The organism is Rubripirellula reticaptiva, assembly GCF_007860175.1.
Lineage (GTDB): Bacteria > Planctomycetota > Planctomycetia > Pirellulales > Pirellulaceae > Rubripirellula > Rubripirellula reticaptiva.
Map to the genome: position 1 here is coordinate 219,964 of NZ_SJPX01000002.1, position 16,549 is coordinate 236,512.

Genomic DNA, 16,549 nt, shown 5'->3' on the forward strand with positions numbered 1-16,549 from the left:
GTCATGTCCCCAGGAATCCGCCTGGTTTTTTCCAGCGCACCGCGGCGACCTTTCAAAGAATAGTATCGATGTCCGACCAACACCAAGAACTGTTTCCCGCCTCGAAGAAGCTGTTCCTGTTGGATGGAATGGCGCTCTTCTATCGGGCCCACTTTGCCCTAGTCCGCAGTCCGCGGATGACATCGGCCGGACTTTGCACGTCAGGCGTTTTTGGCATGGCCAACACGGTGATGGACATCCTTGCCCGCGAAGAACCGACACACATTGCGGTCGCGTTTGACACCTCCGAACCGACTCAGCGGCACATCGACTACGAAGCCTACAAGGCCCAGCGAGATTCGATGCCCGAGGACATGGCTCAGCAACTGCCGTACATCGACCAGCTTTTTGACGCGATGAACATCGTTTCGATTCGGATGCCCGGTTACGAGGCTGACGACATCATCGGCACGCTCGCCCACCGCGCGACGAACGAACACTATCAGACTTGGATGGTCACGCCTGACAAGGACTACCATCAATTGGTGACTGACGATGCAGTCGTCTACAAGCCCGGACGCCGCGGCGACGAGGTTGAGATCCTGGGTGTCAAGGAAGTACTTGCCAAATGGGAAGTTGAACGAGTCGACCAGGTCATCGACATACTGGGGCTGATGGGCGACGCCAGCGACAACATCCCTGGAATCCCTGGTATCGGTCCCAAGACGGCCCAGACGCTGATCGCGAAATACGGCAGCATCGAAAACCTGATCGCTCATGCGTCGGAATTGAAAGGCAAGCAACGAGAACGTGTTGAACAGAACGTCGAAATGGCGCTACTGTCGAAGAAGCTCGTCACCATCTTGCTAGATGTTCCCGTCAAAGAATCGATCGACTCGTTTGCACGAAAATCGTACGACGTCGAAAAGATGAAGGCGTTGTTCATGGAGATGGAGTTCGATTCGCTGGGCAAAAAACTTTTCGGCAAATCATTCTCTTCGGCATCTACCCGAGCACAGGTGATCCGTGAGAAACGCGAAACCGAAATCCAAGCAACGCTGTTTGACGAACCTGTTGATGAAAAAACGATTCATGATGTTCGCCACACATACAAGACAATCACAACGGCGGACGAACGCGCGTCGCTGATTGAAGAACTCAAAAAGCAACCACAAATCTGTTTCGACACCGAAACGACCGGGCTGGACCCGCGCACGGCATCGCCGCTTGGACTGGCGTTCAGCTTTAAATCTCATGAAGCCTACTACGTCCTTTGCCCCGACGATATCGAAAAGGCTCGCGAGGTGATTGAAGAGTTCCGCGGTGTCTTCGAAGACGAATCCATCGGCAAGATCGGCCATAATCTGAAATACGATCTGACGCTGCTGAAATGGAACGGCTTTGATGTTCGCGGCCAACTTTTTGATACGATGCTCGCGCACTCGATGAAAGAACCCGAGATGCGTCACGGGCTGGATTATTTGGCCAAACTGTATTTGGGTTACAAGCCGATCCCGACCAAAGATTTGATCGGCGAAAAGGGCCCCGACCAGAAAAATATGCGTGACGTGCCGATCGAAAAACTGTCGGAATACGCTTGCGAAGATGCCGATGTGACTTGGCAAGTCGCCGAAGCACTGCGTCCGGATATCGAGGCGCGTGGCGTCAGCCAGGTTTGTTACGAAGTCGAGTGTCCGTTGATCCCTGTCCTGGTCGACATGGAACGGGAAGGCATTCGTTTAGACACCGAAGCACTGGCGATCTTTTCTAAAAAGCTTGACGTCGAGATCGCCGATTTGCAGGCACAGATATTCGCCGCCGCGGGTCACGAATTTAACATCGATTCGCCAAAACAGCTTGGCATTGTGCTGTACGAAGAACTCGAGGTCGAGGCGAATCCCAAGAAGACGGCAACCGGACAATACTCAACTCGCGAAGCCGAACTTGAACGTCTTTCCAGTCGTCACGAAATCATCCGCAATGTGCTGGAGTACCGAACTGCTCGAAAGCTGCGTTCCACCTATGTCGACCAATTACCCGCCGCGGTGAACAAGAAGACCGGCCATTTGCACACGCATTACAGTCAGTCTTGGACCGCGACGGGACGAATCCAGTCGAATGACCCGAACTTGCAAACGATCCCGGTTCGCAAGGAACGTGGCCGCGACATCCGCGCCGCCTTCGTTCCTCGCGACGACGAACACTTGATTCTGAGTGCTGACTATTCGCAAATCGAACTCCGCGTGATGGCCGAACTTAGTGGCGACCCCGGCATGTTAGATGCGTTTCAGTCCGGCGAAGACATTCACACCGTCACAGCATCAAAGGTTTACAAAGTCGACATTGCCGATGTGACTCGCGAAATGCGTGACAAGGCAAAGACGGTAAACTTTGGAATCATCTACGGAATTTCAGCATTCGGCTTGCAACAACGCTTGAACATTCCGCGCGGCGAAGCGAGTGAGTTGATCAAGAATTACTTCGAAAAATATCCCGGCATTCAAACCTACATCGACAATACGATTGCGTTTGCAAAAGAGCACGGTTACGTCGCCACGCAAACCGGACGGCGACGGTACTTGCGTGACATCAACTCCAACAGTCGCACGATCGTGGCAACCGCCGAACGATTGGCAATGAACAGCCCGATCCAAGGCACTGCGGCCGACATGTTGAAACTGGCGATGATCCGCGTTCATCGCGCACTCATTGAAGGCGGATTCCAAACCAAGATGGTGCTAACCGTCCACGACGAAATCGTTTTCGACATGCTGGTCAGCGAACAAGAAACTGTGATGCCGGTCATCGAAGAAGCCATGAAGTCAACTCTGCCGATGAAGGTGCCAATCGTCGTCGAAATGGGCACCGGAAAAAACTGGCTCGAAGCGCACTGATCGCGCAGCGCAGGACCGGCAGGGAACAAAAGGGCCAGTCACAATCTTTGTGCACATCTCATCAAAAGCGGGCAAAGCGACCAACATTGCGATAAACTTTAGGGCACCTTGGTAACGTTCAATTCCGATCCGTCGGGAAATTGACCGTCGCCAGCTTCAAACTTTAGCGCAGGGATTACCGCCACGTGCCGCCGAGCGATTGGAATTGGTTGCCGACTCCTCGATCCGAGATTTTGTCGGTGATCAGGACGTCGCTCGAACAAAAATTCGTCTATGCCGACGAAATCGCAGATCTATTATCGGCGGCGTTCTACGAACCGTGCAACCTGTTGCTGTGGGGCCCCGGTGGGCATGGCAAGAGTGAAATGGTGGTAACGGCACTGAAAGCGTTGGGGCTATCGGATGACGAAATCTACATTCAATCATTCGGCGAAGGGATGAGCGAAGACCGGTTGTGGGGCGGTCCCGATATGGCATCGCTCGATACGTGTTTGCGATACGACACGTCGCGATCGTTTCTGGCCCCCCAGTACAAAGCCGTTATCTTTGAAGAAATTTTTGACGCGCCCGCTCAATCTTTGCTACCGCTCAAGGACGTTTTGACTCGCCGCATTTTCGTCAACGGTGCCGAGCGAGTTCCGATGAAGGCCAAAGTCGTGATCGCGTGCACGAACAAAGACCCTCGCGAGTTCAGTGACGGCAACGACGCAATCCTGGCATTGATGGAACGGTTTCTGCTTCAAAAAGAAGTCCGTTGGCCTGAATACGAAGCCAAGAACTACGCCGAGTTGTTTGCGAAGGTCCGTCCGACTGCGACCGAAGGCGGACGCAAACTGCATCAGCGATTGGCGGCTGTGATTGCGGGACTGAACGAAGCCAAAACGTTCGTCATGTCGCCTCGGATGGCCATCCAAGCACTCGAGGTCGTTACCAGCAGCGCACGCATTCGCGGCGATGACCGAGTCACCGCGCCCGCGTTTCACAACATACGCTTTGTGCAAGGCATGCAGTCTTACACGGCCGACCTGGATCGTAAGATCGACCGTCACTTACCCGACGAACCGAACTTTCGCATCCAATTAGGTGACGGCGACTTTTCGACCACGGGCGACGGCCCGCTTCGCAAACCACGACGCGAAATCCCAAAACTGATCGCGTCCACACTTCAGCCCAGCTTCATCCACTGTGACGAAATCGTTCGCGTGCTAACCCTAGCGATGGTCCAGCCCTGCAACGTCCTGCTGTGGGGGCCAGGCGGCCACGGTAAGAGCGAGATGGTGATGGCGACGCTGCGCGCGATGGGTTATCAGGACGACGAAATTTTCCTGCAATCGTTCGGCGAAGGGATGAGCGAAGATCGCCTTTGGGGCGGCCCAAATATCGCGAAACTGGACGTTTGCCTTGAATACGATACCGACCGATCGTTCCTGCCTTATGAGGTCGCCGTGTTGGAAGAAATTCTTGACGCATCGTCGCAAGCCTTACTGCCGCTCAAGGACGTGCTGACTCGCAAGATGTTCATGAACGGCAGCAACCCAGTGCCGCTGAAATCAAAAGTCATCATCGCCTGCACCAACAAAGATCCTCGCCAGTACGCCAAGGACAGCGATGCGGTGAAGGCGCTGCTTGAACGGTTTCCTTTGCAATTAGAAGTCCGCTGGCCATCGTACGAACAAGCTGACTACGAAGCACTTTTCCACAAGTCCAATCCAACCGCTAGCGCCGACAAACGCAAACTCCATCGCATCTACGCTCATGTGATCGCCAACCTGAACGAAGACCGCGAATCTGGATTTCATGTGTCGCCTCGGATCGCACTTGGGGGGCTGCGATTGGCCGGCAACAGCGTCGGTCGTCATGGCCGCAAGAAAATGATCGTCGAAGACATTCTGACCATCCGCAATGTCCAGGGCATGGAATCGTACAAGCGTGACGTCGAAGGTCTAATTCGATCGGCACTCCTAGAAGGCGGTGTCGAAGTCCTGTTAAGCGACATCGACGAACGGGCCGAGCGACTGCGTGGCCGGATGGACGACGTCGACAAGATTTTCGCGGCTGGTCGTGATCTCGACAAAACAAGACGTGGCGAAGTCAACGATGAGGCGATCGCAGCGATGTTGGAATTGATGTCCAGCATCGACCGGATCAAACATGAACTCAACATGTTAGAAGTCTCGGACCCACGACTTCTGGCGTGGCACAAAGCAACGTCCGCACGCGTGGGCGAAATCGCGGCTGAGATCGAAGCAAGCACCTAGCCATGTCGCAAACAAAAGCCGAGCGTATCTATCGCGACTTCATTCGCTTTCACACTCACGTGACTCACCCCGAAATCAGCGAACGGCGACAGCAGATCAACACCCACGAAGTCGTTCGTAAACTCGATGCGATCGGAATGCACCACTTGCCGCTGCCGATCATTTGGGACGGCGTCCACCTGATTGACGACGGGAAAGTCGCCAGCAAAACCGAGATCGCCCGTCGCACTCGCCTGACCTACCGGATGCGAATGTGGCCGATCGTTCGTTGGCTCGACGACTACCTAGATTGGTCCGTCCGTGACGCCGACATCTATTACCAACTGGCAAACTTGCTGCGTGATGTTCACTTTGACCGTATCAAAGGACGCACTGACATTGACCGTGCGATTGCCAATGTGGCGGTGATTGCAACCGCCAAACGTTCGCTAGCAGTTGGAATTCCGGCAGAAAAAATCACCGAACAAATCAACTGGGCTCTCGAAGAAGTCGGTGGACTGGAAGCCGACGAAGTCGAACTGTTGGAGTGTTTGCCAGATGAGCGAATGCTAAAACCGACCGAAAAGATTGACGCGGAACAGATGGCTAAAGACCGTGGCGTCACATCAATCCAATTGGTCGAAACGCTCGATACGCGAGGCCGGATTGCATCGCTGTTCACCGATTGCTTTGGTGGCATGCGTAAAGAAACGACACAAAAAGAAATCCATCCGCTTTCCGTGCGGCGATTGAACGTGGCGTCTCGATTGCTGGCCGAACCAAGCCTCGAAGCGCTGTTGCGAATTTCACGCGTCGCCAACGAATACGTTGCTTTTCAACCTCGCTTTGAAAAGAAAATGATCCCGGCGGTCGACGGCGATCAAACAAGTATGCGCATGATGCAGTCCTTTGACGAGTTACCCAAAATGGCTCCGGCGGCTTGGGCGATCAAAGTCGCTTCGTCAAAATACTTTCGTTACCGACTGGCAACAAAAAGTTTCATGGTCCGCGAGAAGATCAAACGCAGTGACAAGAAACAACTTTTCTATGCGATGCTGGATCGCAGCAAATCGATGCAGCAGGGCGAGCGGATCTACAAACTGCTGGCGATCTTGATGAATCGCTTGCGAGCGGTCGGGCGACGTGAAGCCGTGCTGGGATACAGTTTTTTTGATTCCATGGTTCACGACGAAGTCATGGTGACCGAAGTCGCCGACGTCCGCGAAGAAATTCGCAAACTGACCTACGAGTTCTTCATTGGCGACGACACCGACATCAACTTAGCAATCCGCGAGGGCATCAAGCGAATCCGCAAACTCGTCACGGACATTGATGCCGAACGACCTGAATTGATCATCGTCACCGATGGAGATCACGGAATCAACGTACAAGTCAAAGAGCTAAAAGGAATCGTGCTGCACGTTTTCATCGTCGAAGAAGTCAACGATGACTTGATCCACTTGGCTAGCGCGACCGGCGGCGTGGCGCTACAAGAGTTGTAATCGATCGGGCGAGCTCGCAAGAGCCTTGTGCATTGCTCAGCGTCCGAGCGTGCGTCCTGGTTTCTTCTTGCGATACTTGTTCGGATTCTCGGCCTTGCCCACGATCTCGTACAAAAACCGGCTCGGTGTGGTCGGTCGCGGCTTGCCCCACTTGCGACGGGTCAGTGCTAACGACATCGTCAAGTCTTCTCGAGCTCGCGTGATGCCGACGTAACACAAACGTCGTTCTTCGGCGATATCGTCGTCGTTTCCACTCTTGACGCTACGGCTGTGCGGGATCAGACCGTCCTCCATCCCCACCATGAACACGACCGGAAACTCTAGCCCCTTGGCCGCATGCAAAGTTAACAACCAAACCGCGTTCTGTTTAGCAAGCTTGTCTTTTTCGCTGCCCATGTCTTTACCCGACAGCAACACATCGCCCAAGAATCCCGTCAGGTCTCGTTCGCCTTCGCCGTCTTGGTAAGCGCCGATCGCGTTGGTCAGTTCGCCGATCGAAGCCATGCGAGATTCACGTTCTTCGGGCTTGTCGTACAATCGGGTTAACTCATCGGCGTACGACGTTCGCGTCAGCAACGTTTCCATGGCGGCGGTCAACGATTCATTCTTCGCTCGCAATCGAACATCTTCGGCGATCGATGCCAAGCTTTCGATTCCACGCTGAGCGGCGGCCGGGAATTCGGCAATCGCGCTGGGGTCGGACATCACATCCCAAACCGGCACACCACGATCAACCGCTTTAGCGATCAGCGTTTGCACTGTCTTGTTACCCAGCCCGCGCGGCGGCGTATTGATCACCCGCAGCAGTGCGACTTCGTCATTCGGTTGCTCGATCCACTTCAAATACGACAACAAGTCTCGCACTTCTTTGCGGTCAAAAAACGACTGCGCTCCTAGCATCACATAGGGCACGTTCTGTTTTCGCAGTTCGGTTTCGAACAAACGCGGTTGTTCATTGGTGCGGAAAAGGATCGCAATGTCGCGTGGTTGCACGTGTTCGTTATCGATCAAGTGCCGAATCCGAGCGACCACCGATGTGGCTTCAGTGATTTCGTCTTTGTGTTGATCGATTTTTGGGCGTTTGCCTTTGGGCCGGCACGGGATCAACGTTTTGTCGTGCCGAGTCGTATTGAATTCGATCAAACGGTTCGCAAGCGTCAAGATTTCAGCGGTGCTGCGATAATTGTTTTCCAAGCAAACGATCTTGGCATCAGGCCAGTCCTTGGAAAAATTCAAAATGTGAGTCACGTCGGCGCCGCGCCACGCATAGATCGACTGGTCATCGTCACCGACAACGCACAGATTGCGATGCTTTGCCGACAGGTGCTTGGTGATCCGGTACTGAGACCCGTTGGTGTCTTGATACTCGTCGACCAACACATGATCAAACTTCGACGCCTCTTCATCACGGATCTCTTCGTTCTCGTCGAACAGAGTTTCAGTGTTGAGCAGCAGATCGTCGAAATCCATGGCGCCGCAAGCACGCAGACCGTTCTGGTATCGCCGATAACCAGAGGCGGCAAAGTGTTCTTTGTCGGTCGAAGCGATATACGAAGCTTGCTCGGGTTTGATCGATTGGTTTTTCCAACCGCCAATGATGTTGAGCATGTCGCCGGGACTCAGCGCCGTTCCCGGCAAACGCAATTCTCGCAAGATTCCACGAGCTAGTGTTTCTTGATCGCCACGATCATAAATCGTGAACTTGGCTGGATACCCAAGCGCCTTTGCGTGGCGCCGCAGAATTCGCACACAATGCGCGTGGAAAGTACTGACGGTTGGCTTGGGCGGCGCTGGATCCCCCTTTTTCCGGCGTTTGTTGGTGCCGATCAGCTCGCCAACGCGCTCCTGCATTTCGCCGGCGGCTTTATTGGTAAACGTAACCGCCAAGATCCGGTCGGGCGCAGTTCCATGCCGGATCAAATTGGCGATGCGAACGGTGACCACGCGCGTCTTGCCAGTTCCGGCGCCTGCCAAAACCAACATTGGTCCGGAAAGAGTCTTTACGGCAGAGGCTTGAGCTTCGTTGAGCCCGTCGGTAAGCGATTTCAATCCGTTGGTCACTTCGGTCAAGGTCACAAGAAAAATAGAACGGCCAGTGCTTCAGCACTGGCTTGATTACAGAGCAGCGAAACCCGCCGACGGGTTTGTTGATTTAAATGTGTTTCCAAACACAAATGTTGAGCCGAAAGCCGTCAGGCCTCGGGATTCGCAGATGAGCCCCGGCCCCTTACGCGTCGCGGCTCACAAAATCAAAAACGTCGCCGACATTTGCTTTTAGCGAAGCGCGTCGCGATCAATGACCGGATTGGCCGATCCCGTCGCAATCAACATCAACAGCCCTTGTTGAACTTGGCCCGATGTCATGGCTTGGCGATTGAACGGAACATAATACGACGCATAGTTGCCGGTTGCCGTGTCCATGACATAGACGATCGTCGAACCAACGGGGTTATTGCTGCTGCGAGGAAAATCGGCTCGACCGGTCAGCATCAAATAGCTGCCACCTTTACCGCCGGTACCCAGCGCATCAGCGACATTTGCCGTAAACTGGCTCATGAATCGACCCATGCGAGGGTAAATCACCGAGCACTGCAGCAGGCCGGAATTGTGGTCTAGAACGAATAATCCCTCGGCTTCTTGATCGACGGCACCAGTCGCCATCGAGAAATTCTCGCTTGAAACCGCCGAATCGGCATGCAAAAACGGCAAGTCATTGGCTGAATACTGAGCCTGTGTTTGGCTCAATTGGCCAGCAAAAAACGCAGCAACCGAGATCGCACCGACGGCCACCAGAGCCATCACGGGAGTCGCCAATCGCGTCAGAGATGCACAGCACACGCCCGTTGGACGAGCGACGATCGGCAAACCTTGCAATTCAGCGTTATTTTCCATGGGTTCACATTCTTGCGAATAAGATGCGGGAACTGACATCGACGAGGGCTCCGTTTTGGGGATCAGAAGGCACGGGGACGATTGGCAACGCCAGCTTTAGTGGCGCCAGGGAATTGTACGCTTTGCCGAGTCACTTTACGATTGCGTTTCAAAGTTACTGGCAACATTGCTGCTGGCAGCGTCGACACAACCGTTTCCTTTTGAACCAAGGCAAGTAAATCGCATGGGAATCAACGCACCACTGAACCGCAAACTCCGCATGGCACTGGTTGGCGGCGGCGCCGGATCATTCATCGGCCGCGTCCATTCCATCGCCGCTTGCTTGGACAATCGAGCAGTGTTGACTGCGGGAGCCCTGTCGAGCAACCCCGAGCGATCGAAAGCCTCGGCAGGCGATTATGACATCGATCCATCGCGTGCCTACGGCAGCTACGAAGCGATGTTCGACGCCGAATCGAAATTGCCCGACGACCAGCGGATCGACTTTGTCAGCATTGCGACCCCGAACCATACCCACTTTGAAATTGCACGCGCCGCCGTCGAAGCCGGATTCAATGTCGTCTGTGACAAACCGATGACGTTCGACTTGGCCCAAAGCGAATCGCTGCTTGAAACCGTCAAGAACAGCGACGTTGTCTTTGCCGTGTCCCACAACTACACCGGCTATCCGCTGGTTCGCCAAGCACGTGAAATGATCCTAGGCGGCGAGTTGGGTGAAATCAACGCAATTCGTACTCAGTACATCCAAGGCTGGCTGAGGACGAGTCTTGAAAAAGAAGAACAAAAGCAAGCCGCATGGCGAACCGACCCCACGAAGAGCGGCGCTGCGGGCGCGTTTGGCGATATCGCCACCCACGCTTACAACTTGGGCCGGTTCATGACCGGAGAAATGCCTGACAAAGTCAGTTGCCATTTGAAGTCGTTTGTTGAAGGCCGCAAGCTTGATGACTACGGCACCGCCGTGATTCGATACGAAAATGGTGCCTTGGGAACGTGCACCGCATCCCAGATCAGCCATGGCCGCGAAAACGACGTCGAAGTCGAAATCGATGGTACAAAGGGATCACTAAAATGGCGTCAAGAGAACCCAAACGAACTGATCTTCCGTCAAAACGGCAAGCCTCATCAGATCTACACCCGCGACCCCAATGCGCCGTACACCCACCCTGGCGCTGCAGCATCTTGCCGCCTGCCATCCGGACACCCGGAAGCCTTCTTCGAAGCGTTTGCCAACGTCTATGTTGCTGCCTTTGATGACATGGCCAAGCGTGCCGCAGGTGAATCGTTCGAAACCGTCGATACGATATACCCGAACGTTTACGATGGCGTCGAAGGCATGTACTTCATCCAACAATGCGTCAACAGTAGCAACCAAGACGCAGCCTGGTTGCCGCTGAAGCACGCGGCAGCGAGAAAGTAATCGCTAACGTGACGCCCCGAACGACCGCTCCGAACGACCACCAAGAAACCGGCAACGATCTCGAAAAAGATAGCCGCCGACCCTCTGAGTCCAAGCGAACGGTCTGGATCTTGGCGGTGGTAAGCGTGATTGTTGTTGCCGCCTTGTTGATGCCGATTCCGCTTGAAGGTCGCACGCCGTCGGCGATCGGCAACATGGTTCACGCACCGCTTTTTGCGGCGCTGACCATCGCGGCAATTTTCTTGGGTGACCGATGGCTAGCAGCGACGTGGTGGTCGTCGCGCATCGTACGAATGGCGGCAACCGCATTGACGGTTTTCGCATTCGGAATCGCGATCGAGTTCGCGCAAACGCTATCCGGACGAACGGCGTCATTTCACGACGCGATCGCGAACGGATTAGGCATCGGAACCGGTTTCTGTTTGTCGCTCGCGCATACTCGCGTGAAATCGAGCCCCAGCGATCGACGCACACCTCGAATCCTGTGGGGCATTGCGGGCTTTCTAATCGCCATCGCATGGTGGGGCCCTGTGGCAACTTTGCGAGATGTGCTTGCGATGAACCGCGACTTTCCTCTGTTGGCATCGTTCGAAACCGAAGCCGAGTTAGAGCGATGGTACTTCAGCAACACGTACGGAAAACGCGTTCGCCAAGACGCGACTCTGGGCGACCATAGTTTGGAGGTTGAGTTCTCGGTCAACGATCATCCATCGGTCACGTTGACGAAATTGAAACACGATTGGTCCGGTACCCAATCGATCGAAGCGGACGTGACCCTAGACGCGAATCACCCGCAATCAGAAGTCGAGCTGTGGATCAACGTGATCGACTATTCCAAGGGCAAAGACTTTTTCGACGTCTTCCGTAAACCCTTTACGATTCGTCGCGGCGAACCAACACACCTGGTCATATCACGTAACGAACTAATGCAACCGACCGCCGGCCGGGTACTGGAACTTGATTCAGTTGAGTACATCGAATTCCAGATGATCCAGCCACCGATGCCGACCACCGTTCGCGTGGACTTCCTCAGACTTCGGCTGTGACGATTGGCGATTCGATTGGCTTGGAATCCGAAAGGCTATCGCCTTCGATGCGTAGACTTCGGTGCATGGACCGCGAATCGCGTCCCGCGAACATCAGCGGCAACATCAGCGGCAACATCAGCGGACCGGCGATTATTAAAAGCGAGCAGACCCGATACCAAGCGTTTATGATACCGGTTAGCGCCAGCGATCGCGGCGGACGTGAAATCGCTGAACGGCCAGTTCGTATTCTTGCCTGTTTGAGATTCTATGGACACTTCCACCAGCGAGCAGTCGCCGCCAACCATGCCCGAAGCCTTCAAAGAGGCTGTGTCCGAATTTCGCTGGTGTGCATCGACCGACGGCAAGCTGATCTGGATCGATCCGAACAGCATTCGATTGTTTGGATGTGATCCAGCGACTCGTTGGGGTGACTTGCAATGTGGGATGCCGTGGGTTCACACCGACGACCAGTCTGTTCGCATTGCGGCGTTCAAACGAGTCTCGAAATCGTTATCCGTCGAATCGACAGACGCGGCATGCGATCCCGTGGCAATCGAATATCGGATCTCGCGTAGCGATGGCAGCCATTGGTGGGTGCACGAGACGATGGCAGGTGAAGCCAACGAAAATGGCGTCCCCATCATCCACAGCTTGGTTCGCATCATCAACCGACGCCGACACTTGGAATCGGCTCTGAAGGATTCCGAAGCGGTCTACCTTTCGTTAGTTGAAAGTCTGCCACTGAGTGTGTTACGCAAAGACCTTCGAGGTCGCATTCAATACGCCAACGCGCGAGCGTGCGAGCAAATTGGACGCTGCGTCGACGAACTGATTGGCAAGTGTGACTTCGATCTGTTCCCAGCCGATCTTGCCAAAAAATACATGGCCGACGACCGTGAAGTGATCGAATCAGGAAAACTGTATCACGATGTCGAACGACACCAAATTGCAGACGACAAACAAGTCCACGTCGAGGTTTGGAAAGCACCGGTGCATAGTGCGCTCGGTGACGTTGTTGGAATTCAGATCATGTTCTGGGACATCACCAATCAAAAAGACGCCGAACATCAAGTCGAGTTCGAACGATTTCTGCTGTCGACGCTTTTGGAAACCGTTCCTGATTCGGTCTACTTCAAAGACACCGACAGCCGCTTCATTCGGATGAGCAAGAGTTGTGCTGCACAATTCGGAATCGACGATCCTCGCAAGGCGGTGGGAAAGTCCGACGCAGATTTCTTTAGCCGAGAATACGCGCGCAAAACATTCTTGGAAGAAAAGCAGGTGATGGAATCCAACGAATCAATTTTGTCACAAATTGAATACGTCACTTTCACCGATGGCAGCGAGGGTTGGTCCAGCACTACCAAAGTGGCTCTGCAGGATAAAAGCGGTCGAATCATCGGTACCTTTGGAATCTCCCGAGACGTCACGGAACAAAAACAGGCCGAACAAACTCTTGCGCAAGAACGCGACTTGCTAAAGACGATCATCAACAATGTCCCTGACTTGATCTATGTCAAAGACCGCGCGGGACGTTTTGTGACCGCAAACGCAGCACTACTGAACCTGCTGGCGCTCGACAGTACCGATCAACTGCTCGGCCGCACGGACTATGATTTTTCGTCGCCTGAAATGGCTTGCGATTACGTGGCCGATGACCAGAACGTGATGCGCAGTCAAAAGCCACTCGTCGATCGCGAGGAAACTCACCGTACCGAAGACGGAAACACAATCTGCCTGTTGACCACGAAAGTTCCTCTGTTTGGCTCGGATGGCGAGGTGCTCGGAGTCGTCGGGATCGGTCACGACATCACCAAACGCAAACGGGCCGACGAAGACATGTTGGCTGCGAAAGAAATCGCTGACAAAGCGAACCGCGCCAAAAGTGATTTCTTAGCGAATATGTCACACGAGATTCGCACACCAATGAACGCGATCATTGGCATGACGGACCTGGTACTCGACACCAAATTGGATCCGAGCCAGCGGAGCTTTTTGTCGATGGTCCAAGAGTCCGCCGATTCACTTTTGTCAGTGATCAACGATATCTTGGACTTTTCAAAAATCGAAGCTGGCAAAATGGACCTTGAACCTCGTGTCTTCGAGATCCGCGAGAGCCTCGGTGACACGATGAAGACACTCGGCTTAAAAGCTCATGCCAAAGGTATCGAACTTGCGTTTCGAGTTGCTCCCGATGTTCCTCGTCACGCCATCGCTGACATCGGCAGATTCCGACAAGTGCTGATCAATCTGGTTGGCAACGCAATCAAGTTTACTCAGCACGGCGAAGTGCTAGTCGATGTTCGAACCATTGGCACTCGAGTGCCGTCGACTGCTGGACAAGGCGAGATGATCGAAGTGATTGTCCGCGACACAGGGATCGGCATCTCGCCGGATAAATTCGCGACGATCTTCCGCGAATTTGAACAGGCCGACACCTCCACGACTCGAAAGTTTGGTGGCACCGGACTCGGCCTCGCCATTTCTTCCCGACTCGCGAAACTGCTCGGTGGCGAAATCAAAATTGAAAGTGAAGTCGGTGTTGGCAGTCAGTTTTCGTTCGAAGTGGAATTGAAGCCTGCGCCCGTCAACATCAACGACACCCAACAGCGTGGCGTCGTAGTGGTCGGCGGCACCAAAGTGCTAATTGTTGATGACAACGAAACCAATCGATTGATTCTTGGCGAAATGCTGGGCAACTGGGGCATGGTGCCAACGATGGCTCAATCGGGTGCCGAAGCGCTCAATGAAATGCGGATCGCTGTGACTGCGGGTGCCCCGTTCGGGATCGTGATTAGCGACGTGAACATGCCACACATGAGCGGCTATGAATTTATTTCTCAAGTTCGCGCAGAGGCACCAATCGGCGAAGCACCAATCGTGATTTTGACCAGCGGTGATCGCGACGGCGAACGCGAACTCGCTGAAAAACTAGGCGTCTGTGAGCGATTGATGAAGCCGGTCAAGCAATCTGAATTGTTTGATGCAATTGTTCGCGTCTTAGGCGTGAACTCGCCTGAGCCGACACGAGAACATCATCCCCCGACGCAAACAATCCCGCTGGAAAAACTGCGCATTTTGCTGGCCGAAGACAACGAAATTAACCAACGATTGGCCGTTGGACTGTTGAGCAAAGAAGGCCATGACGTGACCGTGGTCGCCGATGGTTCCCTAGCACTGACGATGCTCGAGAAGCAGTCATTTGACGTCGTCTTGATGGACGTGCAAATGCCAGTGATGGATGGCTACGAAACGACCCGGATAATTCGCGAGCGAGAAGCGTCGTCCAGCCAACGAACCACGATTATCGCGATGACTGCACACGCGATGAAAGGCGACCGCGAAAAATGCTTGAGCGCGGGCATGGACGAGTACATTCCCAAACCCGTCCGCATCGCCACGCTGCGTGAGCGACTAATCGCAGTTAACCAGGCGAAGGCCCCCCAACCAAACTTTACGAATTCGGACGATCAGAACTTCGATGAAGAATCACTGCATCCCGATCCTGTGCCGACAACCAACCCCGAAACATCAAGCGATTGCGATCCCAAAATGAACGACCACACAGAATCGCCAATCGACTGGGAACAAGCACACCTAACCGTCGGCGGCGATACGCATTTGCTGTGCGAACTGATGGGCGTGTATCTAAGCGAAGTTGAAAGTCTGATGCGAACCTTTGATCGAGCCAACTCGACAGACGATCGAAAGTCGCTGCGGCGTGCAGCCCATACACTTAAAGGTGCATCGCTTTCCGTCGGAGCTTTAGCGACCAGCGTCGTTGCCGAGTCTTTGGAAATGGTTTCTGATGACGCAGATGCAGATGAAATCACGAAACGAATCGCCGAAGTCAAGTCGACCGCGACTCGTGCGATCAAAGCAATCGAGCAACATCTCCAGCATCAGAAAGAAAATCGTGACGGCAGTTAAAATCGGTATCCTGACGGTCTCGGACCGCGCAAGCCGAGGCGAATACGAGGATTTGGGCGGCCCGGCGATCGCCGCCTATCTGAACGAGGTCCTGTCTTGCCCGTGGACTCCGGTGCAGAAGATTGTCTCGGACGACACAACGATCATTAGCGATGCGTTGGTCGAACTATGCGACGCCCACCAATGCTGTCTAGTGATCACGACCGGTGGCACGGGACCGGCGTTGCGCGATGTGACGCCGGAAGCGACCGAAGCGGTTTGCGAAAAGATGATGCCGGGATTTGGTGAACTGATGCGAAAGGTATCGCTCGAAAAAGTGCCCACGGCGATCCTGTCTCGTCAAACCGCGGGCATCCGCGGCAAATCGCTGGTGGTCAATCTGCCGGGCAAACCACGTGCGATCGCCGAGTGTCTGGACGCCGTCTTCCCAGCAATTCCTTACTGCATCGACCTGATCGTTGACGGCACTGCTAACCCACCCCGATTGGAAACCGCCACACCTCGTTGGACTGCTTTTCGCCCCAAACAAAGCTAGCGGCTTGGCCTAATTCAAGGCTGGCGATGTCAAGATTCACCGCTTGGCGATGGATTCAGATTTGGAATAGGGTTTGCGTTTACTGCGTTGCAGGCAAAAAAACACGCGATTTGACTGCAAAACGTGCGTCCT

The 16,549-nt window shown here is 54.1% G+C and carries 10 protein-coding genes; 7 read left to right on the top strand and 3 right to left on the bottom strand.

Features of this window, described 5'->3' with window-relative positions; genetic code table 11:
- The first annotated feature begins 68 nt into the window (after nt 1–68).
- From polA to Poly59_RS07105, 3 genes are all read left to right on the top strand, one after another.
- Nucleotides 69–2,873 carry a DNA polymerase I gene (polA, locus tag Poly59_RS07095; RefSeq protein WP_146533423.1) on the top strand — a complete coding sequence of 935 codons (2,805 nt, stop codon included), beginning with the start codon at nt 69–71 and terminating at the stop codon, nt 2,871–2,873.
- 185 nt (nt 2,874–3,058) lie between these two features.
- Nucleotides 3,059–5,131, top strand: a complete 2,073-nt coding sequence (locus tag Poly59_RS07100) for an AAA family ATPase (protein WP_186776076.1) — start codon at nt 3,059–3,061, stop codon at nt 5,129–5,131.
- Between the two features lie 2 nt (nt 5,132–5,133).
- Nucleotides 5,134–6,612 (top strand): hypothetical protein, encoded by a 1,479-nt coding sequence (locus Poly59_RS07105; RefSeq protein WP_146533425.1) that lies wholly within the window; start codon nt 5,134–5,136, stop codon nt 6,610–6,612.
- Nucleotides 6,613–6,648: 36 nt separating this feature from the next.
- On the opposite strand, the gene Poly59_RS07110 is transcribed toward Poly59_RS07105, so the two are convergent.
- The gene (locus tag Poly59_RS07110) at nt 6,649–8,688 is read right to left on the bottom strand and encodes an ATP-dependent helicase (protein WP_246151457.1); all 2,040 of its coding nucleotides are present in this window, start codon (nt 8,686–8,688) and stop codon (nt 6,649–6,651) included.
- A 198-nt stretch (nt 8,689–8,886) separates the two neighbouring features.
- Complete coding sequence (locus Poly59_RS07115) at nt 8,887–9,504, bottom strand: hypothetical protein (RefSeq protein WP_146533426.1); 618 nt, start codon at nt 9,502–9,504, stop codon at nt 8,887–8,889.
- Nucleotides 9,505–9,727: 223 nt separating this feature from the next.
- Here Poly59_RS07115 and Poly59_RS07120 point away from each other — a divergent pair, with 223 nt between their 5' ends.
- Both Poly59_RS07120 and Poly59_RS07125 read left to right on the top strand, forming a co-directional pair.
- Nucleotides 9,728–10,924 (top strand): Gfo/Idh/MocA family protein, encoded by a 1,197-nt coding sequence (locus Poly59_RS07120; RefSeq protein WP_246151458.1) that lies wholly within the window; start codon nt 9,728–9,730, stop codon nt 10,922–10,924.
- Between the two features lie 8 nt (nt 10,925–10,932).
- Complete coding sequence (locus Poly59_RS07125; RefSeq protein WP_146533427.1) at nt 10,933–11,970, top strand: VanZ family protein; 1,038 nt, start codon at nt 10,933–10,935, stop codon at nt 11,968–11,970.
- Here the strand turns inward: Poly59_RS07125 and Poly59_RS30390 are convergent.
- Entirely contained in the window at nt 11,954–12,088 is a 135-nt protein-coding gene (locus Poly59_RS30390) for a hypothetical protein (protein WP_261343485.1), read from the bottom strand. The two genes, Poly59_RS07125 and Poly59_RS30390, sit on opposite strands and share 17 nt — an antisense overlap.
- A 131-nt stretch (nt 12,089–12,219) precedes the next feature.
- On the opposite strand from Poly59_RS30390, the gene Poly59_RS07130 reads away from it, so the two are divergent.
- Nucleotides 12,220–15,882: a PAS domain-containing protein gene (locus tag Poly59_RS07130; RefSeq protein ID WP_146533428.1), complete on the top strand. Its 3,663-nt coding sequence runs from the start codon at nt 12,220–12,222 to the stop codon at nt 15,880–15,882.
- On the top strand, nt 15,869–16,417 hold the full coding sequence (gene mog / locus Poly59_RS07135; protein WP_246151459.1) for a molybdopterin adenylyltransferase: 549 nt from the start codon (nt 15,869–15,871) through the stop codon (nt 16,415–16,417). Before Poly59_RS07130 ends, mog begins: the two co-directional genes overlap by 14 nt.
- Nucleotides 16,418–16,549: the final 132 nt, after the last annotated feature.